This window comes from Halomonas shantousis (assembly GCF_054654615.1).
The window spans coordinates 2,799,326-2,821,810 of sequence record NZ_BAAIER010000002.1 but is presented as its reverse complement, the minus strand read 5'-3'; the positions used below and the strand labels follow the sequence as shown (position 1 = coordinate 2,821,810).

The window sequence follows — 22,485 nt, the reverse complement described above, 5'->3', positions numbered from 1 at the left end:
GTAGCCGGGCGAACAGACGGTGTTCGAACCTTCCCTGAACGGGCCTGCCGTGTATCGTGGTCGGAACTGAGTCTAAAGGACCGGGATGCGTAGCCGCGCTGCGCGTCCCGGTCGACTTTCGGTGGATGCCAGCGTGCGTCGATGCGGGGTGTTGAAGTGTACAAGTCGGTAGGTGTCGCTGCAGCGGGAGAGGGGCGTGTGGACTTCGCGCCGCTGCAAGACTATGCACCCGGGCAGGGTTTCGATGCGCTCTTGACCGCCGATGGGCAGGTGCGAGGCCACTGGAGCGACCTGCTAGCCGGACTGGCGGCGCTGGGCGAGCGGGGGCTGGCCGAACGTGCCGACGAGGCGCAGCGGCTGCTCTACGAGAACGGCGTCACCTTCAATGTACACGACGATATGCGTGGGCGGCCGCGTACCTGGCGAGTCGACCCCCTGCCGCTGGCCATCTCCACGTCGGAGTGGCAGGAACTCGAGGCGGGACTGATCCAGCGCAGCCGCTTGCTCGATGCACTGCTCGCGGATCTCTACGGTCCGCGGCGGCTGATCGATGAGGGCTATCTGCCCCCCGAGCTCATCTATGGCCATCCCGGATTTCTGCTGGCGTGCGACAGGAGTCTCGCCGAGGCGCGCCCCAACGTGACGTTCCACGGCATCGATCTGGTGCGTGACGATCAGGGGCGGTGGCGGGTCGTCGGCGACCGGCTGCAGGCGCCTGCGGGGGCGGGCTACGCGCTGGAGAACCGTATCATCCTGGCCCGCGCCATGCCCACGCTGTACCGGGAGGCTCCACTGCGCCGGCTGGCGGGTTTTCTCGAGGCCGAGCATCACGCGCTGTCGGCCCTGGCGGCACTGCATCGCGAGCAGGCCAACGTCGTGCTGCTGACGCCGGGGCCGGGCAGCGACGGCTACTTCGAACATGCCTATCTCGCCAACTACATGAACCTGTCGCTGGTCGAAAGTCTCGATCTGGTGGTGCGGGACGGACGTGTGTGGATGCGCACCTTGGGCGGGTTGAAGCCGGTGGACGTGATCATGCGCCGCCTCGAGGACGCCTGGTGCGATCCGCTCGAACTGCGGGGCGATTCGCTGATCGGCGTGCCCGGCCTGGTACAGGCGGCCCGCAGCGGCGGAGTGGCGCTGGCCAATCCCCTGGGAGTGGGCGTGCTCGAGCACCCCGGCCTGGCGCCGTATCTGCCGACGCTCTGCCAGCGTCTACTCGGCGAGCCCCTGCAGCTCCAGGCACCGGAAAGCTGGTGGTGCGGTGAGGCCGCAGCGCTGGATCGGGTACTGGCGGAGTTCGAGAAACTGCTGCTGCGCTCCGTCGATCCCGGTGCCTTGCCGGTAGACATGGCGGCGTTGAGTGACTCTCAGGTGCGCGAATGGCGCGACAGAGTGACGGCGAATCCCGAACGCTACGTGGCGCAGCGGCCCATTGTCCCGGCCACGGCGCCGGTCTATGACGACGAAAACCGGACATTCGTGCCGCGACCGTTGAATCTGCGTGCCTTCGTTACCCTGGAAGCGCGGGATCGCAGCGCGGGTGAGTGGGGCTATCGCGCCATGCCCGGCGGGCTGGCGTGGGTCGGCGCGCCGGGGACACCGTCGCTGTGCAGCGAGGTGGTCAAGGATGTCTGGGTGCTGGCCGAGACGCCGCAGCCGCATGTCAGCCTGTTGCGTCAGGCCACCGGGCCGATCGTGGTCACCCGCGATGGTAGCGATCTGCCCAGTCGCGTCGCCGATAGCCTGTTCTGGCTGGGACGCTACGGGGAGCGGCTCGACGTGCGCTCACGCCTGCTGCGCGAGGGATTGATGCGCCTGCTCGAGCAGGATCAGGATGAGTTCACCGATGCGACCCTGACCGACCTGTTCGAGGCGCTGGAACTCGAGATGCCGGTACTGAAGGCCAGTCAGGGACGTTTCAGCGACCTGCGTTCCGCGCTGTTGAGGCTGTTCGAGGACGAGACGCCAGGCAGCCTGCCCGGATGCTTCCAGCAGATGCTACGCAATTGCCGGGCGGTACGCGATCATCTGGGGGACGATTCCTGGCGGGTGCTCAATCACCTGCGCCGTCACATCAGCGTGCTGCCCAAGCTACCCTCGGCGAGTGCCGGCCGGCGTGCCTGCGAGGAAACCGTCACCCAACTGGCCGCCTTCTTCGGCTTGTGCAACGAGACCATGCCGCACCATTACGGCTGGCGTTTCATGGATATTGGACGCTTCATCGAACGCGCCCAGCGTACGCTCGAACTGCTGCGCCTGGCGCTGCTCGAAGCCCGCGAGCCGGGCGTGGCGCTCTGGGAGGTGGTGCTGGCCACCACCGACAACTTCACGGCCTACCGGCGGCGTTACCGCAGCGAGCTGCACCCCACGGCGATTCTCGATCTGCTGCTGTTCGACGAGGGCAATCCGCGCTCGGTGGGCTATATGCTCAAACGTCTCGGCCGACAGATAGAACACCTGCCGCAACCCAACGGTACGCCGTACCGCTCCCGCGAGCAGCGCCTGATCCTGCAGGCGTCCAGCACGCTGCAACTGGCCGATGTCGCCCTGCTCGCCGACGTGCATGCCTCCGAGACGGCGCGCGAGGCGCTGGCCTCGTTGTTCGAGGCGCTGCACGAACCGCTGGAGCAGTTGTCTGACGCCATTCACCATACCCATTTCAGCCATGCCGAAACGCCCCGGCAGCTGCTCAGGATGCAGGCGCCGTCGTGATCTATCAGCTTCGTCATACGACTCGCTACGCATACAGCGCGCCGGTGGCGCTCTGCCACAATGAGGCGCGCATGTTGCCCCGCGAACTCGCCTGGCAGCATTGCGAGCCCTCGCAGATCGCCATTGCGCCGGCACCGGCCGTGCAGAGCGAGCGTCTGGACTTCTTTGGCAACCGGGTGCTCTACCTGGCGATTCAGGATATTCATCAGGTACTCGACGTGACCATCCGCACCCGGCTCGAGACCCGGCCGCGACCGCCGCTGCCGGGCGCCATGTCGAGCCTGTCCAGCGGTGACTGGCGGGCATGTCGCGATATTCTCGCCGGTGCCGCCGAGCGTGCCTGCCTGCACGCCAGGCTGTTTCGTCTGGACTCGCCATTCGTGCATGGCGACGCGAGGCTGGCCGAGTATGCCGCTCCCAGCTTCGCGCCCGGCCGATCCCTGATCGAGGGGGTACAGGAGCTCAATGCGCGCATCCACGCCGATTTTGTCTACGACCCGAGCTTCACCACGCTGGCCACGCCGCTGATGGAGGTACTGGAGAAACGCCGCGGCGTATGTCAGGACTTCGCCCATCTGGCCATCGGCTGTCTACGGTCGATGGGGCTGGCGGCGCGCTATGTGAGTGGTTACCTTGAGACGCTGCCGCCGCCGGGACAGCCCAGGCTGGTCGGCGCCGACGCCTCGCATGCCTGGGTGGCGGTATTCCTGCCCGGATGGGGGTGGCTGGAGTTCGATCCCACCAACGGCAGCCTGCCCGGCGAGCAGCATATCGTCGTCGCCTGGGGGCGCGACTATGCCGACGTGCCGCCGCTGACCGGTGTCATGAGCGGTGGGGGGGAACATACTCTCGAGGTGGCAGTGGACGTGATTCCTGAGCGGGACGTCGCCTGACGAAGTCGTCCTCAAACGTGTTCCAACCCGGCCCAACGATTCGCCCAGAGTGTTTATGAGTTTCGAACTTGCATTACGTCGCTTGTCGGTAGGCAAGCGGATGGCGATGGCCATCCTGTCGCTGGTGCTGCCGATGAGCGTACTCATCGCCGTCAGTGCGACGGTACTGCAGCGTCAGGAAAACGCGCTGCAACATACCATCGACCAGGCGGTGACGCTGCTGCTGCCGCTGGCCACGCTGGAGTACGACCTGCAGCGTGCCCTGACCGATGCGTTGTCCGCCGAAACGGGCCAGTCGGTCCCCGAATACGGCGGCTTGACCCTCTCCATCGATCGCCTGTTCACGGAACTGCTTTCCACGCAGCCGGATCGCGACGTGGAAATGCAGACGATTGTCGATGCCCAGCGGGCATGGCGGATGGCCCGGCCTTCCATCGAGGAGCTGGTCCTGCAGGCCCGGCCATGGCATTTGAACGACCAGGCTTCCGATGCCATCCACATGCGTGAACAACTGACCACGGCCATCGAGGATCTTCAGGAGGTGCATGTGCATCTGGCCACGGCGATCAGGCACCACGCGGCAGAGGCGAGCGCCGCCCAGCGGTATCAGCTGCGGGTGCTGGTATGGGCCTGGGTGGCCACGCTCGTTGCCGCCTTCATGGTGTTTGCCGCCATCGTCTACACCATCGTCAAGCCGGCTCGGGACATTGGTCGCGCCGTCCAGCAGCTGGGTAACGGCGATCTGTCCGTGCGCGTGGATAGCCGTGCCGACGACGAGCTGGGCATGATCGCTCGCCATCTGAACGACATGGCCAATCGCTTCGCGCTCTGGAAGCGCATGCTGGAGGACGAGGCCCACCAGGACTCGCTGACACGATTGCCCAATCGCCGTGCAACGCTGGCCGCTCTCGATGCGGCGCTGGCGCTGTATCACCGGCAGGGGGCGCAGGTCAGCGTGCTGATGATCGATGTCGACCACTTCAAGCAGATCAACGACCGCTTCGGTCACGCCGTGGGAGACCAGGCGCTGACAGGGCTGGCAGAGACCATGCGACAATTGTTGCGTGCCGAGGACATCCTGGGACGCTACGCGGGAGACGAATTTCTGGCGGTCCTGCCGGGGACACCGCACGCGGAGGCCAAGCGGATCGCACAGCGCCTGTGCGAAAATGCGGCGCAGGAGGCCGGCAACGATCCCAGAAGAGCGTCGATCACCGTCGGCGTGGCGACCACCGGCGCCGACGTGAATACCGCGGAAGGGCTGATCGAGGCGGCGGATCGAGCGCTGTATCAGGGGAAGCGGGCAGGGCGCGGGCAAGTCGTGACGGGGTGAGCGTTCTCATGGCGGGGTGCCGGCCGATTCGCCCGGTCCTCGCCGGATGAACATACGACCATAAAGCGGTTGCCGGGTGTTCCGCGGCATGCTCAGATGCGCCATCAGGCCGGTCGAGGCCTATGGAGAAGTGACATGCTCAAGGGCATTCTGTTCTGCATGATGTTTCTGGTGGCGCAATTGCTGTTGCTGGGTCATGTAGACAGGCGCGTCAACCACAGCGGGAGCGAAGTCCGGTACACGAATAGCGATCCACTCACGTCCCAGACAAGGCAGCGCAGTGACACGCGACACCAGGGAGCGGATGAGGACGCCGCTGATAAAGACGCAGCATAGCCGTATCGTCTGCGACGCAGCATGATCTCGCGGTTGCCGGGAGGTTCCGTTACAGTAAGCGCCAGAGCGGACGGCAACCAATGCGGGGAGCGGCATGCAGGAGACGCAACGGCAGGACAATTCATCCTCATCCAGGCAAGGCAGGCTGGAGCGTGGTTTCGAACAGGTGTTGTGGAGCGCCCGCTATCTGGTGTTGCTGGCCGTGTTGCCCAGCCTGTTTGGTGCCATCGTCCTGTTCATCATCGCCAGCCTGGACATCTTTCAGGTGATGGTCGATAGCTGGGCGTATTACGTCCAGGACAGCGGCCAGGACATCCACGATACGGTGGTGACCAACATCATCGCAGCGGTGGATATCTACCTGATCGCTCTCGTGCTGATGATCTTCGGTCTGGGCACCTACAAGCTGTTCGTCTCGCGCATCGAACAGGCGGAAGCGCGCACACCCGCGCATCCTTTCGACGTGCATTCTCTGGACCAACTCAAGAACAAGATCGCCCGGGTCGTGATCCTGGCGGTGGTCATCGAATTCTTCCGGGCGGTTGTCGGCATCCAGTTCCGCAGTCCTCTTGACGCCATCTATCTGGCCCTTTCGGTGCTGGCACTGGCGGCGGCACTTTATCTCATGAGCCTGGCCCACAAGAGCGAATAGCCGATGGTCGTGCGTGACAACCCCGGTTTCTTCAAGCTGTTCCTGGCGATGCGGGGGTCGACGCTGCCCCGGGTCGTACCGCAGATTCTGGCCATCATGGCGATCGGCATTCTGGTGGCCGAGCTGCACCGCCATTTCCCGCGCCTGTTTCCCGATTACACCACGGCACCGTTCACCCTGCTGGGGATCTCGCTGTCGCTGTTTCTGGGCTTTCGCAACAATGCCTGCTACGACCGCTGGTGGGAAGCGCGTCGCCACTGGGGGCAGTTGATAAACGATAGCCGCTCGTTGATGCGTCAGGTCGACACCTTCCTCGATACGAATGCACCGCAGGAACGGGCCGTCAGACAGCGGGTCGGGCATCTCGTCATCGCCTTTGCCCACGCCTTGCGCCATCGGCTGCGCGAAACCGATGCCTGGCCGGATATCGCCCCGCACCTCTGCGAGGATGAACGGCACCGGCTCCAGGGGCATTCGAATCTAGCGGCGGGCATATTGCAACTGCTCGGCCAGGCGCTGGGCCGCTGCCGGCGGGAAGGCCGGGTCTCGGACATGCTGCTCGGTGATCTGGACCGCACATTGAGTTCCATGTCGCAAATTCTAGGCAGTTGCGAACGTATCCACGCCACCCCCTTGCCGTTTGCCTACATGCTGTTGCTGCACCGCACGGCCTATCTCTACTGCTTCCTGCTGCCGTGGGGGCTGGTGGGATCGTTGGGGCTCGCCACGCCGATCATCTGCGGCATCATCGCCTATACCTTCTTCGGCCTGGACCGGCTCTCCGAGGAGCTGGGTACACCGTTCGGGCTGGATGCCAATAGCCTGCCGCTCGATGCCATGACGCGCACGGTCGAGATCGATGTGCGGGAAGCGCTGGATGAACCCGCGCCTCCGCCATTGCTGCCGCAGGCGCATATTCTCCTCTGAGACGCTTCTCCTCTGCGCGTCGGCGTTGTGGGGTGGCTACCGGCACCATGCCGCGCCGGGAGCCTCCCGCATCTCATCAGTCGTCGTGATGCATCGCCCCGGCCGAAGCGCTCTCGGGCGTTGCCGGGGCCGGCCCTCGGGCTCCCCCCAGCAAGCGTTCGCGATGCTCGGCGATGGCCTGCACGACGATCTCGCACAAGTGTGGCTCGCTGGCGCCTTCATGATCGTCGACATGCTCGATCAGGTTGCGGCGCATCATGGGCGCCCAGAAGCGCTGCATGTGATCCGCGATCTGCTGACGGGCGTGGCGAGGGTCCGGGTCGGCCATGAAGTGCATGCCGATCTGGTTGGCCATGGCGATGAGCTTTTCGGGCGTCATGAGCGCTTCTCCTGCTCCAGAGCGGGAGCGGCCTTCGCCGTCGGCAGCAGGGTGTGTTGCCGGGCAGTGAAGGCGTGATGTTCGCGTTGCCACTCGGAGGGCTGCATCACGCGCTGGACCTCGACGCTGGTGACCTTGTATTCGGGACAGTTGGTCGCCCAGTCCGAGTTGTCCGTGGTGATGACATTCGCGCCGGATTCGGGGTGATGGAAGGTGGTATAGACCACGCCTGGCTGCACGCGCTCGGTGACCCAGGCGCGCAGGGTGGTTTCGCCGCTGCGGCTGGTGACGGCAACCCAGTCGCCGTCGCGGATGCCGCGGTTTTCGGCATCGCTGGGGTGGATCTCGAGCCGGTCCTCGGCATGCCAGTGGACGTTGCCGGTGCGGCGTGTCTGGGCGCCGACGTTGTACTGCGACAGGATGCGGCCGGTGGTCAGCAGCAGCGGGCGCTTGCGGCTGGTACGCTCCGCCGTGGGTACGTAGGCGGTGAGCATGAAGCGGCCCTGTCCGCGGACGAACTGCTCGAGGTGCATCACCGGGGTCCCGTCGGGCGTGGCGGCGTTGCAGGGCCACTGAATGCTGCCCAGCGCATCGAGCCGGGCGTAGCTGACCCCGGCGAAGGTCGGCGTGAGACGGGCGATCTCGTCCATGATCTCGGCAGGGTGCGTGTAGCCCATCGGGTAGCCCAGCGCCTCGGAGAGAGCGGCCGTCACTTCCCAGTCGGCCTTGCCCGACAGCGGCCGCGTGACCCGCCGGACCCGCGAGATGCGCCGCTCGGCATTGGTGAAGGTGCCGTCCTTCTCGAGGAAGGAGGCGCCCGGCAGGAAGACGTGGGCGTACTTCGCCGTCTCATTGAGGAACAGGTCCTGCACGATCACGCACTGCATGGCCTTGAGCGCCGCCTGGACATGCTGCGTGTTGGGATCGGACTGCACCGGGTCCTCACCCTGGATGTAGATGCCATGGAACTGGCCGGTCAGCGCCGCATCGAGCATGTTGGGCACGCGCAGTCCCGGCTCGGGATCGAGCGTCACGCCCCAGTCCCGTTCGAACAGCTCCCGTGTCACGGCGTCCGAGACGTGGCGATAGCCCGGCAATTCGTGCGGGAAGGAGCCCATGTCGCAGGAGCCCTGCACGTTGTTCTGCCCGCGCAGCGGATTGACGCCGACACCGGCGCGCCCGAGGTTGCCGGTGGCCATGGCAAGGTTGGCGATGGCCATCACCGTCGTCGAGCCCTGGCTGTGTTCGGTCACGCCCAGCCCGTAGTAGATGGCGGCGTTACCGCCGGTGGCGTAGAGCCGCGCCGCGGCACGGATCTCCTCGGCGGGGATGCCCAGCTCGTCGCTCAACCGCTCGGGCGAGTTCTCGGGCCTGGCGACGTCGTCGCGCCAGTTCGCGAAGCTGTCCGTCTCGCAACGCGCGGCCACGAAGGCCTCGTCGACCAGTCCCTCGGTGACGATGACATGCGCCAGGGCGTTCAGCAGCGCCACGTTGGTTCCGGGCTTGAGTTTGAGATGATGCGCGGCTTCGACGTGCGGCGAGCGCACCAGGTCGATACGGCGGGGATCGGCGACGATCAGCTTCGCCCCTTCGCGCAGGCGCTGCTTCATGGCGGAGCCGAACACGGGGTGGGCATCGGTGGGGTTGGCGCCGATGACGAAGATCACGTCGGTGTGGCGCACCGAATCGAAATCCTGGGTGCCGGCGGACTCGCCCAAGGTGGCTTTCAGGCCATAGCCGGTGGGGGAGTGGCAGACGCGGGCGCAGGTATCGACGTTGTTGTTGGCGAAGGCGGTGCGCACCAGCTTCTGCACCAGATAGGTTTCCTCGTTGGTGCAGCGCGAGGAGGTCAGCGCACCGATCGATTCCCGGCCATGCTCGGCCTGGGCGCGGCGAAGTTCACTGGCGGCGTGGCGCAGCGCCTCCTCCCAGCTGACCGGCTGCCACGCGGCGTCGATGGAGTGACGGATCATGGGGGTGGTGATGCGGTCGGGGTGCGTGGCATAGCCCCAGGCGAAGCGTCCCTTGACGCAGGAGTGGCCGTGGTTGGCCTTGCCGTCCTTGTGCGGCACCATGCGAATCACTTCCTCGCCTTTCATCTCGGCACGGAAACTGCAGCCGACGCCGCAGTAGGCGCAGGTGGTGATGACGGCACGCTCGGGCTGGCCCCGCTCGACGACCGATTTTTCCATCAGCGTCGCCGTCGGGCAGGCCTGGACACAGGCGCCGCAGGAGACGCACTCCGAGTCGGCGAAAGGCTCGAGGGCGCTGGGCGAGACCTGAGAAGCGAAGCCGCGGCCATCGAGGGTCAGCGCCAGCGTTCCCTGGACCTCGTCGCAGGCGCGCACGCATCGGCTGCACACGATGCACTTCGACGGATCGAACTGGAAGTAGGGGTTGGAGGTGTCGACCTCGGCGGCAAGGTGGTTGGCGCCGGGCGCGTAGCGCACCTCGCGCAGGCCGACTGCGCCGGCCATGTCCTGCAGCTCGCAGTTGCCGTTGGCCGAGCAGGTCAGACAGTCCAGCGGATGATCGGAGATGTAGAGCTCCATGACGTTGCGGCGTAGCGTGGCGAGCTTGTTGTTCTGCGTATGTACCACCATGCCCTCGGCAACCGGCGTCGTGCAGGAGGCGGGGTAGCCGCGGCGCCCTTCGATTTCGACGAGGCACAGGCGGCAGGAGCCGAAGGCCTCGAGCGTGTCGGTGGCGCAGAGCTTGGGAATGGACAGGCCGGCCTCGGCAGCGGCGCGCATCACCGAGGTGCCTGCCGGGGCGGTGACCGCCATGCCGTCGATCTCGAGTGTGACGAGAGTGCCGTGGCGGGCGGGCGTGCCGAGGTCGGTTTCACGTATCGTTGTCGTCATGATCAAGCCTCCGTCAGGCTTCGGCGGTTTCGGCCACCAGGCCGAAGTCTGCAGGAAAGTGTTCGAGCGCACTGAGCACGGGGAAGGGGGTCATGCCGCCCAGGGCGCAGAGCGAGCCGTACAGCAGGGTGTCGCAGAGTTCGCGCAGCAGGGCCAGATGGGCGGGATCGGTTCCCCGGTCGCGCTCGGCGATGATGCGTTCCATCAGTTCGGCACCGCGCGTCGAGCCGATACGGCAGGGGGTACACTTGCCGCAGGACTCGAAGGCGCAGAAGGCCATGGCATGAAGCGCCATGCGGGCCATGTCGGCGCTGTCATCGAAGACCACGATACCGCCGTGGCCGACGGTGCCCTGAGCGGCGATGAACGTTTCATAATCCAGCGGCATGTCGAGTTGGGCAGCCGGAATGTAGGCGCCGAGCGGACCGCCGACCTGTACGGCCTTGACCGGCCGGCCGGTGGCGGTGCCGCCACCGTAGTCGAAGATGAGTTCCCGGAGCGTGATGCCGAAGCCGAGCTCGATCAGTCCGCCGCGACGGATGTTGCCGGCCAGCTGGATGGGCAGCGTGCCGCGTGAACGCCCCATGCCGAAATCGCGATAGAACTCCGCGCCCCGGTCGAGGATGGTCGGGATGCTCGCCAGCGAGATGACGTTGTTGACCACGGTCGGCCGGTTGAACAGCCCCTGCAGCGCCGGTAGCGGCGGCTTGGCGCGGACCTGACCGCGCCGGCCTTCCAGACTTTCCAGCAGCGCCGTCTCCTCGCCGCACACGTAGGCTCCGGCGGCACGGCGCACCTCGAGGTGAAAGCGCTTGTCGCTGCCCTGGATGTCGTTGCCCAGATAGCCGGCTGCCTCGGCCGTGGCGATGGCCTGGGCAAGAACACGCTCGGCATGGGGATATTCCGAGCGCAGGTAGATGTAGCCCTGTTCGGCACCCACGGCCAGACCGGCGATGGTCATGCCCTCGATCAGCAGGAAGGGATCGCCCTCCATGACCATGCGATCGGAGAAGGTGCCGGAATCGCCCTCGTCGGCGTTGCAGACGATGTACTTGGTCGGCCCCGGGGCGTCGAGCACGGTCTGCCACTTGATACCGGTGGGAAAGGCCGCACCACCGCGACCGCGCAGTCCCGAGGCGGTCACCGTCTCGACGATCTCCGCCGGGGACATGGCAAGCGCCCGCGTCAGCCCCCGATAGCCCCCATGGGCGCGATACTCCTCGAGACGCAGCGGATCGATGACACCGACACGCTGGAAGGTCAGGCGCTGCTGGGCCTTGAGGTAGGGGATCTCCTCGGTCGGGCCGAGAGCAAGCGGATGCTGGCCGCCATGGAGCCCGGTGTGAAGAAAGCCGGCTTCGAACAGCCCGGGGACATCGGCGAGCGTGACCGGGCCGTAGGCCATCCGGCCCTGTGGCGTCTCGACCTCCACCAGCGGCTCCAGCCAGTACAGCCCTCGCGAGCCGTTGCGTACCAGTCGAAGCTCGATACCGCGTGCATGGGCCTGGGCGGCAATCGTATCGGCGACACCTTCGGCACCGACGGCGAGCGCGCCGGAATCCTGGGGCACATAGACGGTAATGCTCATGCCGGGGCCTCCCCGCGATCGTGCAATGCGTCGAGCAGCGTCCGCAGCCGCGCTTCGTTCACCCGGCCGTGATAGCGGTGGCCGATTTCGACATTGGGCGCGCAGGCGCAATTGCCGATGCAATAGACGGGCTCGACCCCGGTCTTCGCCAGGACCGTGGCGGCTTCCAGCAGTGCCGACGAACCCATGGCCTGGCACGCCTCGCCCATGCAGATGCGCACCTGCGGCCCGGGCTCGTAGCGAAAATCGTGATAGAAGCTGATGACGCCATGGACCTCGGCACGGGAAAGGTTGAGCGCTTCGGCGATCTGTCCCACGGCCTCCCGGGGGATGTAGCCGAAGGCATCCTGGATCTCGTGCAACGCCGGCAACAGGGCGCCGGGTGTGTGCCGGTGGCGCTCCATGAGCGTGGCGATAGGCGACGCGGCGTGCCCCACAAGGTTCGACATGGCCATATCTCCTCTGCAAATAGGTATTGTTGTGCATAATGTCTGGGCTGCAGGTACCCTTTGATGAAACCTAGCACCGTGACTATCCGCAGAGGAATATGAAATTTCATGCCTATTGTCAGGGTCCATATCCGGCCGCAGTGGGATCTCATCAGCCATGGCGAAGAGTCGCTGGGTCCGCATTGTCTTCCGCTGCTGATCGCCATCGACGAAAGCGGTCGGCTGACGCATGCTGCGCAGAGTCTGGGGCTCTCCTATCGTCATGCCTGGAACCTGCTGAAGCGCTGGGAGGCGCTGTTCGGGCAGGCGCTGGTCGAGCTCGAGCGGGGACGTGGCGCCAGGCTGTCACGTTTGGGAAAGTGCCTGGTCAATGCCGAGCGGCGCATTCATGCGCGTCTCGAACCCCAGCTCATGAGCCTCGCGGCAGAGACCGAGACGGAGATCAATCGGACCCTGCAGGGGCCGGTGCCGCTACTGCGTATCCACGCCAGTCACGGTTTTGCCGTGGCGAAGCTGCGCGAACGCCTGGAGCAGTGCCAGGAGCTGCGCTGGGAATTCCAGTTTCGTGGCGGACTCGATGCGCTGGCAGCCCTGGCCGAACGCAACTGCGAAGTCGCCGGTTTCCACCTGCCCTGCGATACGCTCGGCAGCCAGGCCATCGAGCGCTTTCGCCCCTGGTTCGATGACACGCAATGTGTGCTGCCTTTCGTCATTCGTCGCCAGGGATTGATCCTGCCGGCGGGCAATCCTGGCGGTCTTGCCGCCATCACCGATCTTGCCCGTACGGGGCTGCGCTTCGTGAATCGCCAGCCGGGGTCGGGGACGCGGGAGCTTCTCGATCAGTTGTTGCGACGTCACGGCATCGATGCCATGCACTTGAGCGGCTATCGCCACGAGGAGTTCACCCATTCCGCCGTGGCGGCTTTCGTCGCCAGCGGCATGGCGGACGTGGGATTCGGCGTCGAGGCGGCGGCGCGTCAGTTCGGGCTCGCTTTCGTGCCTCTGGCCGAGGAGTTCTATTCGCTGATCTGCCGACGTGAGCTACTGGAAACCGTGCCCGTTCGTATGCTGGTGAACCTGCTGGCCGATCCGGCATTCCAGCACGAAATCGATGCCATCGCGGGCTATCGCTGCTTTCACGCCGGCGAGATATGGGAAATGCCCCAGGCCGTCGAGATGTGGCAGCGCCATGCGAGCTGAAACGTTCACGCTTCTCGGCCGGTCGGCTCGGGAGAGCTTCACGGGGCGAATCGGGGCGATCGTCCGGCAGGAAGAATCGAGACTAAAGTTGTCTGTTCGTCATCGCGACTTACCCGCCACAGTGACTTCATAACGGAGCAGCTTCACCTCACATTGCAAGGCCATAACAATAATGAGGTTGGCTAGGCACTGGCCAGCCAAGTAAGAGACCCGGTTCTCATGGATAACGCCTGTCTTTCGCGATATTGCGGTACATGGATTCCCCGCTGGCGGAGAGATGGGGGGGGCTGGCCTATCGCTCTTCTCGTGGCGTTCGTGGCGGTGTGGGTCGCTACCGTTTCCTTCATGTCCCAGGCGGTAGCTCAAGCCGAGCCTGAAGCCGTGTCCCAGGCCTCTCCTTCGGTGCTGCGTGTCGGCGTGCTCAAGTTCGGCACCGTCAACTGGGAGTTACAGGTGGTACAGGAGTACCACCTGGCCGAACGGTATGGCATTCGCCTCGACATCGTGCCCCTGGCATCCGAAAACGCGCTAGCCGTGGCCCTGCAGGGCGGGCGTGTCGATCTCGTGGTCTCCGACTGGCTATGGGCCGCCCATCAGCGTCAGGCCGGGCGTGACTATCAGTTCGCGCCTTATTCGCTGTCGGTGGGCGCGGTCATGGTGGCGCCCGATGCCGGCATCGCGCGCCTGGAAGATCTCGTGGGACACAAGCTCGGCATCGCCGGCGGGCCGCTCGACAAGACCTGGCTGCTGCTGCGGGCCTATGCCCGGCAGACCGCGAATCTCGATCTCGACACGCGGGTCGAGCCCACCTACGCCGCGCCGCCCATGATCAACCGGTTGATGCTGGACGGGGGGCTGCCGGCCGCCATCAATTTCTGGCACTACAACGCACAGCTATCCGCTGCGGGCATGCGACCGCTACTGACGGTCGAGCAGATGCTGGCCGGCCTGGGAATCGACACCGTGCCGCCGCTGCTGGGCTGGGTCTTTGCCGAGGAGTGGGCGACGGAGCATCGTGAGGCGCTGCAGCGTTTCCTGCAGGCCACCTACGAAGCCAAGCAGATTCTCGCCGACTCCGATCAGGCCTGGGAAGGCGTGCGCGATCTCGTCAGGCCCGAAAGCGAGGCCGTGTTCACCGCCATCAAGCGGGGGTATCGCCGCGGTATTCCCCGCCGTTACGGCAGCGCCGAGATCGCCGCGGCCGAGACGCTGTTCACCATCCTGGCCCGGGAGAGCGGAGACGACCTCACCGGGGGGATGCCAGCGCTGGACAAGGAGGTCTTCTGGGATGGATTTCGTCTGCCATGATAGTGAGGCAGGGATTATGGCGCCTGGGCTCTCTGGCGGTTCTGGTAACGCTGTGGGCCGGAGCGGCGTGGATCGTCGACTCCTTCATGCTGCCTTCGCCATGGCAGGTCATGACGAGCTTGTGGCGACACGTCCAGTCGGGGGAGTTGCCCTACCATCTGGGCATCACGCTGTTGCGCGTGCTGGCGAGCTTCGTATTGGCGATGTGCGTGGGGACACTGATCGGTATCGTCATGGGGCGCTATCGGCAGTGGGACATCCTGCTGGATGGCGCGCTGGTGCTGGGCCTGAACATTCCGGCGCTGGTGACGATCATTCTCTGCTACATCTGGTTCGGCCTGACGGATGTGGCGGCGGTCGTGGCGGTAGCGCTCAACAAGATTCCCACCGTGATCGTGACGGTTCGCGAAGGCGCCCGGGCGGTGGACACGCACCTGCTGGCAGTGGCACAGGCGTACCGCCTGCCTCACCTGCGCGCGCTGCGCCATGTCTATCTGCCGCAATTGTATCCCTACCTGATGGCGGCGGCCCGCGGCGGGCTGGCGCTGATCTGGAAGATCGTGCTGGTGGTGGAGCTGCTCGGCCGCAGCAACGGTGTCGGCTTTCAGCTGCACGTCTATTTCCAGTTCTTCGACATCACCAGCATCCTGGCCTACACCCTGGCCTTCGCCGGCGTCGTGCTGCTGATCGAGGCGCTGATCCTGCGCCCGCTGGAAAGGCACCTGACGAGGTGGCGCCAATGAACGGGCTGAACGTGCGGATCGAGGAAAAGCGTTTCGGCAGCGCCGTGGTGCTGCGCGACCTGGCGTTTGCCGCCCGACAGGGGGAGTTCATCGCCCTGGTCGGCCCTTCGGGGGCCGGAAAGAGCACTCTGCTGAATATCCTCAGCGGTCTGGATACCGATTTCGAGGGCTCGGTGCAGTGGGATGACCGGCCGTTGTACACGGCCGGCCAGTCGCCGGAGCGGCTGGGCATGATGTTTCAGGAGCCGCGTCTGATGCCGTGGCTCAGCACGCTGGATAACGTGCGCCTGGTCCTTGCCGATCCCGCAAAGGAGACGTCACGGGCCGTGGAGTTGCTGCATGAGGTGGGGCTGGGAGATGCCCTGAGCGCCTGGCCCGGTCAGCTGTCCGGCGGCATGCAGCGGCGCACGGCGCTGGCCAGGGCCTTCGTGGTCGCGCCCCGGCTGTTGCTGATGGACGAGCCGTTCGTGTCGCTGGACATGCCCACCGGCAACCGACTGCGTGATCTGCTGCTCGCGCTATGGCGGCGTGAGCGACCCCTGGTGCTGTTCGTCACGCACGATCTGCGCGAGGCCTTGGCCCTGGCCGATCGGGTGCTGTTTCTGTCGCATGCCCCGACCCGGGTCATGCTGGATTACACCGTGGAGCTTTCGCGGCCGAGGCGCCTGGAGGGCCCCGACGTCGCCCGCCTGCAGGAGGCGCTGTTTGCGCAGCATCCCGATCTGCTCTCGGGCATGCTGGCGCTCTCGAACCCGGCGCAGGAGGCCTGAGCCGATGATCCCTGGCATGTTGCATGTCGATGCGGTCAGCAAGTCCTATGGCGCGCTCAAGGCACTGGATGAGGTGTCGCTGGAGGTCGGGCGCGGTGAGTTCGTGGCGTTGCTGGGGCCCAACGGCGCAGGCAAGAGTACGCTGTTCCAGCTGCTGAGCGGGCTGTTCGTACCCGACGCCGGCACGATCGCCATTGCTGGTCACGATTTGCGTCGGCATGGGCGGCGGGCGCTGGCGTCGCTGGGCGTCGTCTTCCAGCAGCCGACGCTGGACCTGGACCTGAGCGTACGCGCCAATCTGCGTTTCCATGCCCGGTTGCACGGGATGGGACGTCGCGCCGGTGAGCGTATCGATGCCGAGCTTGTCCGTATCGGCCTGGCCGAGCGGGCCGACGACAAGGTGCGCGCCCTGTCCGGCGGCAATCGGCGCAAGGTGGAACTGGCCCGCGCCCTGGTGCATGAGCCGGCGCTGCTGCTGCTGGACGAGCCCACCGTGGGGCTCGACCCGGCATCGCGCCAGTCACTGCTGGCGTACGTACATGAGCTCTGTGCGGGGCGTGGCCTGGGGGTACTGTGGGCGACGCACCTGGTCGATGAAGTCGAGGGCGCGGATCGCGTGATCGTGCTGCACAAGGGGCAGCGTATCGCCGCGTCCACCCCCGGGGCCCTGTGTGAACAGGCGGGCAGGGCCAGTCTGGGTGGGGCCTTTCTGGCTCTGACCGGCGAGCCTCCTCGCTCTCGGGAGGAAACCGTCTGATGATTCCTTGCCACAACGACAATAGAAGGGGAATTCGCATGAAGCACGCCTCGAAAGCGCTCGCCTGCCTGCTCTGGGCCGGCATGACCTCCTCGGCGCTCGCTGCCGGTACCGGCAATCTGTTCGTCTCCAGCGAGGACGACGATGTCGTCACGGTGCTGGACGGTCGCAGCCTGGAGAAGATCAAGGCCATCGACGTTTCGGAGCGTCCGCGCTGGCTGGCGTTCTCGCCGGATCATACGCGGCTGTATGTCGCCTGCAGTGACAGTGATTCCATCGACATCATCGATGTCGAGCGCATGGAGGTGGTCGATCGTCTCACCGATATCGACGATCCCGAGATCTTTGCGCTGGGGCCGAAGGGCGAACGGCTGTACATCTCCAACGAGGACGATGCCCAGTTCTCGATCTACGACATCGCCTCCAAGGAGGCCATCGAGCGGATCGACGTGGGGGAGGAGCCCGAGGGGGTGCTGGTCTCGCCGGATGGCAAGACCGCCTACGTGACGTCCGAGGTGGCCAACATGGTGCACCGGATCGACCTGGAAACCCACGAGCTCACCGCCAATATCGTGGTGGGGAACCGCCCACGCCGGTTCGCGCTGTCGCCCGACGGCAAGCAACTCTGGGTCTCCAACGAGCTGTCCGGATCGGTCAGCATCATCGACACCGACAGTAACCAGGTGGTGGACGAGATCAAGTTCCAGCCCGAGGGCTTCCGCCCGGAAGACGTCACGCCGGTGGGCATCCTGCTCACCCCGGACGGCAGCACCGCCTACGTGACGCTGGGCCGGGCCAACCATGTCGCCGTGGTCGACACCCAGTCGCATGACATCGAGGACTACGTTCTCGTGGGCAGCCGCGCCTGGGGACTGGCACTGTCCGCAGACGGCAAGCGCCTGTATGTCACCAATGGCCTGTCGGACGATCTGTCGGTGGTGGATACCGAGGCGCGCGAGCAGTTGCGGTCGGTGCCGGTGGGACGCGTACCGCACAGCGTCGTCATCGACACGGCGGGGGGCTGACCATGCGCCGTGTCGGCATGGTGCTGTCCGGCGTGCTGCTCATCCTGCTGCTGATGCCCCTGGCCCGGGCGCAAACCGAGCGCGAGCCTTTCGTGTTCGGCTATGTGGGGCTGGCTGACGATCCGCGCTACGCCGAGGCACGCCTGGAGAGCGAGTTTCAGGGCGAACCCTGGGGGCGGCCGGTGGCGGGCGCCGAGGTGGCGCTGGCGGAGTCGCGCTTCCCGGGCATGGCGGCCGGCGTCGAGTTCGCGCTGGACGAACAGGAGGTGGCCGACGCCCGTGAGGCGGTCGAGAGCGTCGCCCGGATGCAGGCGGCGGGCCGGCACTTCGTGCTGCTGGACTTGCCGGCCGCGATGGTGACGGAAGTGGCGAGCGCCCTTGCCGATGAAGACGTGGTGCTGTTCAACGTCTCCGCGCGGGAGGATCGGCTGCGTGGCCAGGATTGCCAGGCGAACCTCCTTCACACCATTCCCAGCCATGCCATGCGCAATGATGCGCTGGCGCAATACCTGCTGTCGCGCCAATGGAGCAATGTGCTGGTGCTGGTGGGGCCGGACGCCGCCGACCGCGAGCTGGCAGCGTCGTTTTCCCGCTCCGCCAAACGCTTCGGGCTGAAGATCGTCGATGAGCGGGCGTTCTTGTTGGGCAACAATCCCCGCGAGCGCGAGCGCAACAATCCGCGGCTGCTGACCTCGGGGAGCAGCTACGACGTGGTGTATGTCGCCGATGCGCAGGGCGAGTTCGCGCGGGAATTGCCGTACCAGACTCAACTGCCGCGCCCGGTGGTCGGCAGTGGCGGGCTGGTCCCCCAGGCCTGGCATTGGGCTTGGAACCGGCATGGAGCGCCCCAGCTCAACAACCGTCTGGAGAAACTGGCCGGGCGTCACATGACGGCTTATGACTGGGCGGCCTGGATCGCCGTGAAGGGGGTGGTCGAGGCGTTGCTGCGAACCCGGACCACCGAATTTGCCGCGCTGCGGGACTATCTGCTCGGCGACGAGATTGTGCTGGATGGCTTCAAGGGGTACCGCATGGGCTTTCGCGCCTGGGACCGGCAGCTACGTCAGCCGATACTGCTGGGGACGGGTAACTGGGTCGTGGCGCGCGCGCCCTTCGAGGGGTTCCTTCATGAAACCAATGCCCTCGATACGCTGGGATTCGATCCACGCGAAAGCGCATGCAAGCTCGCCAATTGATGGAGACGCCAGGCAATGAGTGACGCCAGTCATGCCATGCAGGCCCTGCTTGCCGTGGCTTCCCGGGAGACGGTCAAGTTCCTGCATCAGCGCGGGCGGCTGCTGTCCGCGGTGGTGCGCCCCAGTCTATGGCTGGTCATCTTCGCGGCCGGTTTCAAGAGCGTCTTCGGCGTGGCGGTGTTGCCCCCTTACGAGAGCTACATCGAATATCAGGTCTACGTGGTGCCGGGGTTGATCGGCATGGTGCTGCTGTTCAACGGCATGCAGTCTTCCTTGGCCATGGTCTATGATCGCGAGATGGGCATCATGCGCCTGCTGTTGACGGCACCGCTGCCGCGCAGCTATCTGCTGTTCTGCAAGCTGCTGGCGGGGACCTTCCTGTCGATCCTGCAGGCGTATGCCTTTCTGATCGTCTGCGCCTTGTTCGACGTCAATTTGCCCTGGTGGCCGGGGCTGCTCTATGCCCTGCCGGCCATGGCGCTCACGGGCATGATGCTGGGCGCCATCGGCCTGCTGCTCTCGGTCTACATCAAGCAGTTGGAGAATTTCGCCGGGACCATGAACTTCGTGATCTTTCCGATGTTCTTTCTCTCGCCGGCCCTCTATCCGCTATGGAAGCTGCGCGAATCCGGCGCGCAGGTCATCTATCAGCTGTCTCTGCTCAATCCCTTCACTCATGGCGTCGAGCTGATCCGCTTTGCCATGTACGGCCAGTTCAATGCGCTGTCATGTGCGGTAGTGTTCGCCAGCCTGCTGGTATTCTTCCTGATTGCCGCGTGGGGCTACGATCCTCAACGAGGGCTGGTGCGCCGGAAAGGCTAGGACCGCGTCGGCAGGGGGCGGCAAGTGGCGCGCTACTCTGGTGGCTGTTGCCGTTGGGGTGAACGTTGCAGCTTGCGCTGGGTGGCCTGATAGCTGCGCATCAGTTCGCGGTTCAGCAGGTATTCGGCGGCGCGGGTCCAGGATTCGTCGGTGTTGCCCCGCATGTCGACCGAGGCGCCTGCCAGGTCGCGTCCGCTATCCGCTTCGCGAATGACGGCATTCATGTTGAGAATGAGGTTGCTGACCTTCTGCACCCAGCCCACCATGACCAGCTCGGCGCCCAGGGAGCGGGCAATGTCGCGCTCGCATCCGTTGCAGCTGTGCAGGTAGCGATAGCGGCCTTGGGCATTGTCGGTCAATGCCTTGGCCGCTGCATTGTCGAGTAGCGTGAATTCCGCGCGTGTGGCGATCACCTGGCGTATCGTCTGCTGGGTCCGTTCTAGCCGGGCCAGGTCCGCAGCCTGGGGCCCGTGATTGAGTTCGCCGAGCGGGCTGGTGTCGATCAGGTCGAAGGGCAGAACGACGATCGTTCTAGGAGAGGGCGCCGGTGTCTCGGCGCCAAGAAGCGGCGATCCCCAGGCCAGCAGACAGCAGGTGCAGGCTGACCAGAGGGTGTGTCGCAGCCATGACGCTCTCCATTGCCTGGGGGCCGTTCGCTCTCTCATCGGGTCCGCTTCCTCCGTGCATGGCGCGTCTATTCGCTCAATCGCTCGATGTCTTCCAGCACCAGTTGTTCCACGATCGGGACATCACTGGTCTGGGGAGTGGAGGTTTCCAGCTCATAGACACTGCCTGGCACGGCATCGGAGAGTGTGAAGCGGTAGGTCTTGTCGAGATAGTCGGCCAGTTCGCGGCGGTGCTCCCGTTCATCGCTGAATGGCTGAAGCGTGATGCGCTGACCTGCGACCGGGTGACCCTCGTAGTCCAGCGTGACGGCTTCGACATCGGCCGCGTTTTCCAGCGCCAGCTTGATCTGGCGCTGAAAGTAGCGCCAGTTGCCCCCTGTCAGCTCGGACATCTCCGCCACGTCGCGTTGCAGGAACATCATGATGACGGGATTGCCCCGGGCGCTGTCGATATCGGGCACATGCTTCTGGCGTTCACCGCTGAAATATTCCAAGTGAACCTGCTTGGCCTGGCCGCTACCGTCACTATCGCGTGCTTCCATGACGATCTCGTCGTCGAAGTCGTTCAATGTACCGCTTTTAGAGAAGCGATAACGATAGCGGGCAGGGTAATCGACACCGGTAAGATGATCCTGCATGAACAGCAGCCGGTTGGCCTGAGAAAAGCTCTCCTCGCCGGGTGGATCGGCAGCGACGGCACTCTGTACAGACAGCGCGAGAGCGATGACGCCGGCGGCAAGAAAGCCACCGATGACCGGTCTCCGGCGCAAGGCGTGCCGGGCGGGTCCGGGTGTCGGCGGGAAAAGAGACTCAGTCATCGTCGTCGTCCTCGCGTGGCTCGAGGTCCTCCGGCTGCAGAGCAACCAGCGGCACGTTGTAGTCCTGCAGGATCTGTCGAATCTCCTCCCGATTGTCCTCGATGAGTTGCTGTACGGTGGCCAGCCACTCGTCATTGCCGTAGCGCACCCCCATCGAGACCGGGAAGTCGAACCTGCCGTCGTCGCGCTGGAAGGGCACGACTTCGATATCCACGTCATCGAGTGACTTGGCGTAGTAGCCGCCGATGGGCCCCCAGATCATGGCGATGTCGATATCGCCATTGACCAGATCCCGGGTCACCATGTCGCTGGGATCCTCATCCCAACTGCCCGACTGGGCGCGATAACTGACCAGTTGGCCGATCAGGCCGTGCTCGAGCATCCAGTCGACGGTCGGCGAACCGGTAAAGGCACCGATGCGTAGCTCGCGCTTTCTTTCCTCGGGCAGGGCGGCCAGATCGGCAGGCGAGGTGATGTCATCCAGGCCACGCCCCTTGACGTAGGCCAGGACATAGGTGGAGCGATAGTAGGGTTGCGTCGTCTTGCCCACCTCGAAAGCGCTGCCGACACTGAGAATCAGATCGCAGGCATAGCGCTGCTCCTCGGGCAGCCAACGCTTCAGGGTGTTGCGTGCAAAGCCCATCTGCTCGGGAAGCCAGTCGTACTCCACCGGGACGTTCAGCTCTCTGCCGAACAGCGCGGCGATCTGATTCTCGAAACCTTCGCGTTGTTCATTGGAAAAGGGCATGTTGCTGGGATCCGCGCAAACGCGTAGCGCTTCGTCAGCCGGAGGGGGTGCAGCAACGGCGGTATGGAGCGTCAGGGCTACTCCTAGGCAGCCCAGGCATCCCCGGGTACGCCAGCGACGAAAAGCAGAGAAGAGTCTATTCATGGCTCGAGCCGAACGTGGGTCCGGTTCCTTTTGCTGTTGGGCGCTCGGCAGGGAGCGCAGGATGTCATGGCATGTCTCATGCGATTTGTGCGCGCAAACGGTTCAGTGACCAAGGCGGGCGGAAGAGGGCGGCCAATACCGGACCGCCAGTGCCGACAAACCAGCCTTTAGCGTGCACAACTCGAACGACGC

At 65.1% G+C, this 22,485-nt stretch carries 20 protein-coding genes; 13 read left to right on the top strand and 7 right to left on the bottom strand.

The window, feature by feature from the left end; genetic code table 11:
* Positions 1-156 precede the first annotated feature (156 nt).
* The 5 genes from ACYQ12_RS13525 (at position 157) to ACYQ12_RS13505 (ending at position 6,856) form a co-directional block, all read left to right on the top strand.
* Positions 157-2,715, top strand: a complete 2,559-nt coding sequence (locus ACYQ12_RS13525) for a circularly permuted type 2 ATP-grasp protein (RefSeq protein ID WP_459872687.1) — start codon at positions 157-159, stop codon at positions 2,713-2,715.
* Complete coding sequence (locus tag ACYQ12_RS13520; protein WP_459872685.1) at positions 2,712-3,608, top strand: transglutaminase family protein; 897 nt, start codon at positions 2,712-2,714, stop codon at positions 3,606-3,608. Before ACYQ12_RS13525 ends, ACYQ12_RS13520 begins: the two co-directional genes overlap by 4 nt.
* A gap of 55 nt (positions 3,609-3,663) precedes the next feature.
* The gene (locus ACYQ12_RS13515; RefSeq protein ID WP_459872683.1) at positions 3,664-4,941 is read left to right on the top strand and encodes a GGDEF domain-containing protein; all 1,278 of its coding nucleotides are present in this window, start codon (positions 3,664-3,666) and stop codon (positions 4,939-4,941) included.
* Positions 4,942-5,371: 430 nt separating this feature from the next.
* A complete protein-coding gene (locus ACYQ12_RS13510) occupies positions 5,372-5,929 on the top strand; it encodes a YqhA family protein (protein ID WP_459872681.1) in 558 nt (185 codons plus the stop codon).
* Positions 5,930-5,932: 3 nt separating this feature from the next.
* Entirely contained in the window at positions 5,933-6,856 is a 924-nt protein-coding gene (locus tag ACYQ12_RS13505) for a bestrophin family protein (RefSeq protein WP_459872679.1), read from the top strand.
* Positions 6,857-6,932: 76 nt separating this feature from the next.
* On the opposite strand, the gene ACYQ12_RS13500 is transcribed toward ACYQ12_RS13505, so the two are convergent.
* The 4 genes from ACYQ12_RS13500 to ACYQ12_RS13485 are packed head-to-tail and all read right to left on the bottom strand — an operon-like array spanning position 6,933 to position 12,136.
* Positions 6,933-7,235, bottom strand: coding sequence for a formate dehydrogenase subunit delta (locus ACYQ12_RS13500; protein WP_459872677.1), 303 nt, complete (start codon positions 7,233-7,235; stop codon positions 6,933-6,935).
* Positions 7,232-10,099 (bottom strand): formate dehydrogenase subunit alpha, encoded by a 2,868-nt coding sequence (fdhF, locus tag ACYQ12_RS13495; protein WP_459872675.1) that lies wholly within the window; start codon positions 10,097-10,099, stop codon positions 7,232-7,234. Before fdhF ends, ACYQ12_RS13500 begins: the two co-directional genes overlap by 4 nt.
* Positions 10,100-10,112: 13 nt before the next feature.
* Positions 10,113-11,687 carry a formate dehydrogenase beta subunit gene (locus ACYQ12_RS13490; RefSeq protein ID WP_459872673.1) on the bottom strand — a complete coding sequence of 525 codons (1,575 nt, stop codon included), beginning with the start codon at positions 11,685-11,687 and terminating at the stop codon, positions 10,113-10,115.
* Positions 11,684-12,136: an NAD(P)H-dependent oxidoreductase subunit E gene (locus ACYQ12_RS13485; protein ID WP_459872671.1), complete on the bottom strand. Its 453-nt coding sequence runs from the start codon at positions 12,134-12,136 to the stop codon at positions 11,684-11,686. Before ACYQ12_RS13485 ends, ACYQ12_RS13490 begins: the two co-directional genes overlap by 4 nt.
* Before the next feature lie 108 nt (positions 12,137-12,244).
* Here ACYQ12_RS13485 and ACYQ12_RS13480 point away from each other — a divergent pair, with 108 nt between their 5' ends.
* From ACYQ12_RS13480 to ACYQ12_RS13445, 8 genes are all read left to right on the top strand, one after another.
* Positions 12,245-13,336, top strand: a complete 1,092-nt coding sequence (locus ACYQ12_RS13480; RefSeq protein WP_459872669.1) for a substrate-binding domain-containing protein — start codon at positions 12,245-12,247, stop codon at positions 13,334-13,336.
* A gap of 219 nt (positions 13,337-13,555) precedes the next feature.
* Complete coding sequence (locus tag ACYQ12_RS13475) at positions 13,556-14,644, top strand: ABC transporter substrate-binding protein (protein WP_459872667.1); 1,089 nt, start codon at positions 13,556-13,558, stop codon at positions 14,642-14,644.
* Positions 14,641-15,387, top strand: coding sequence for an ABC transporter permease (locus ACYQ12_RS13470; RefSeq protein WP_459872665.1), 747 nt, complete (start codon positions 14,641-14,643; stop codon positions 15,385-15,387). Before ACYQ12_RS13475 ends, ACYQ12_RS13470 begins: the two co-directional genes overlap by 4 nt.
* On the top strand, positions 15,384-16,157 hold the full coding sequence (locus ACYQ12_RS13465) for an ABC transporter ATP-binding protein (RefSeq protein ID WP_459872663.1): 774 nt from the start codon (positions 15,384-15,386) through the stop codon (positions 16,155-16,157). Before ACYQ12_RS13470 ends, ACYQ12_RS13465 begins: the two co-directional genes overlap by 4 nt.
* A 4-nt stretch (positions 16,158-16,161) precedes the next feature.
* A complete protein-coding gene (locus ACYQ12_RS13460) occupies positions 16,162-16,914 on the top strand; it encodes an ABC transporter ATP-binding protein (RefSeq protein WP_459872661.1) in 753 nt (250 codons plus the stop codon).
* Positions 16,915-16,952: 38 nt separating this feature from the next.
* Positions 16,953-17,939: a PQQ-dependent catabolism-associated beta-propeller protein gene (locus tag ACYQ12_RS13455; RefSeq protein ID WP_459872659.1), complete on the top strand. Its 987-nt coding sequence runs from the start codon at positions 16,953-16,955 to the stop codon at positions 17,937-17,939.
* A gap of 2 nt (positions 17,940-17,941) precedes the next feature.
* Positions 17,942-19,135: an ABC transporter substrate-binding protein gene (locus ACYQ12_RS13450; protein ID WP_459872657.1), complete on the top strand. Its 1,194-nt coding sequence runs from the start codon at positions 17,942-17,944 to the stop codon at positions 19,133-19,135.
* Positions 19,136-19,150: 15 nt separating this feature from the next.
* Complete coding sequence (locus ACYQ12_RS13445; protein ID WP_459872655.1) at positions 19,151-19,957, top strand: ABC transporter permease; 807 nt, start codon at positions 19,151-19,153, stop codon at positions 19,955-19,957.
* Between the two features lie 32 nt (positions 19,958-19,989).
* Here ACYQ12_RS13445 and ACYQ12_RS13440 read toward each other — a convergent pair whose 3' ends face one another.
* From ACYQ12_RS13440 to ACYQ12_RS13430, 3 genes are read right to left on the bottom strand one after another with little or no spacing between them, the layout of a single operon-like run.
* Entirely contained in the window at positions 19,990-20,622 is a 633-nt protein-coding gene (locus tag ACYQ12_RS13440; protein WP_459872653.1) for a DUF3280 domain-containing protein, read from the bottom strand.
* 29 nt (positions 20,623-20,651) lie between these two features.
* Entirely contained in the window at positions 20,652-21,401 is a 750-nt protein-coding gene (locus ACYQ12_RS13435; protein ID WP_459872651.1) for a hypothetical protein, read from the bottom strand.
* Positions 21,394-22,293 carry a quinoprotein dehydrogenase-associated putative ABC transporter substrate-binding protein gene (locus tag ACYQ12_RS13430; RefSeq protein ID WP_459872649.1) on the bottom strand — a complete coding sequence of 300 codons (900 nt, stop codon included), beginning with the start codon at positions 22,291-22,293 and terminating at the stop codon, positions 21,394-21,396. Before ACYQ12_RS13430 ends, ACYQ12_RS13435 begins: the two co-directional genes overlap by 8 nt.
* Positions 22,294-22,485: the final 192 nt, after the last annotated feature.

Excerpts from the sequence above, each read along its gene's own strand:
- ACYQ12_RS13515 (WP_459872683.1), top strand. The coding sequence starts at position 3,664 with ATGAGTTTCGAACTTGCATTACGTCGCTTGTCGGTAGGCAAGCGGATG.
- ACYQ12_RS13510 (WP_459872681.1), top strand. The coding sequence starts at position 5,372 with ATGCAGGAGACGCAACGGCAGGACAATTCATCCTCATCCAGGCAAGGC.
- ACYQ12_RS13505 (WP_459872679.1), top strand. The coding sequence starts at position 5,933 with ATGGTCGTGCGTGACAACCCCGGTTTCTTCAAGCTGTTCCTGGCGATG.
- ACYQ12_RS13500 (WP_459872677.1), bottom strand. The coding sequence starts at position 7,235 with ATGACGCCCGAAAAGCTCATCGCCATGGCCAACCAGATCGGCATGCAC.
- fdhF (WP_459872675.1), bottom strand. The coding sequence starts at position 10,099 with ATGACGACAACGATACGTGAAACCGACCTCGGCACGCCCGCCCGCCAC.
- ACYQ12_RS13490 (WP_459872673.1), bottom strand. The coding sequence starts at position 11,687 with ATGAGCATTACCGTCTATGTGCCCCAGGATTCCGGCGCGCTCGCCGTC.
- ACYQ12_RS13485 (WP_459872671.1), bottom strand. The coding sequence starts at position 12,136 with ATGTCGAACCTTGTGGGGCACGCCGCGTCGCCTATCGCCACGCTCATG.
- ACYQ12_RS13480 (WP_459872669.1), top strand. The coding sequence starts at position 12,245 with ATGCCTATTGTCAGGGTCCATATCCGGCCGCAGTGGGATCTCATCAGC.
- ACYQ12_RS13475 (WP_459872667.1), top strand. The coding sequence starts at position 13,556 with ATGGATAACGCCTGTCTTTCGCGATATTGCGGTACATGGATTCCCCGC.
- ACYQ12_RS13470 (WP_459872665.1), top strand. The coding sequence starts at position 14,641 with ATGATAGTGAGGCAGGGATTATGGCGCCTGGGCTCTCTGGCGGTTCTG.
- ACYQ12_RS13465 (WP_459872663.1), top strand. The coding sequence starts at position 15,384 with ATGAACGGGCTGAACGTGCGGATCGAGGAAAAGCGTTTCGGCAGCGCC.
- ACYQ12_RS13460 (WP_459872661.1), top strand. The coding sequence starts at position 16,162 with ATGATCCCTGGCATGTTGCATGTCGATGCGGTCAGCAAGTCCTATGGC.
- ACYQ12_RS13455 (WP_459872659.1), top strand. The coding sequence starts at position 16,953 with ATGAAGCACGCCTCGAAAGCGCTCGCCTGCCTGCTCTGGGCCGGCATG.
- ACYQ12_RS13450 (WP_459872657.1), top strand. The coding sequence starts at position 17,942 with ATGCGCCGTGTCGGCATGGTGCTGTCCGGCGTGCTGCTCATCCTGCTG.
- ACYQ12_RS13445 (WP_459872655.1), top strand. The coding sequence starts at position 19,151 with ATGAGTGACGCCAGTCATGCCATGCAGGCCCTGCTTGCCGTGGCTTCC.
- ACYQ12_RS13440 (WP_459872653.1), bottom strand. The coding sequence starts at position 20,622 with ATGAGAGAGCGAACGGCCCCCAGGCAATGGAGAGCGTCATGGCTGCGA.
- ACYQ12_RS13435 (WP_459872651.1), bottom strand. The coding sequence starts at position 21,401 with ATGACTGAGTCTCTTTTCCCGCCGACACCCGGACCCGCCCGGCACGCC.
- ACYQ12_RS13430 (WP_459872649.1), bottom strand. The coding sequence starts at position 22,293 with ATGAATAGACTCTTCTCTGCTTTTCGTCGCTGGCGTACCCGGGGATGC.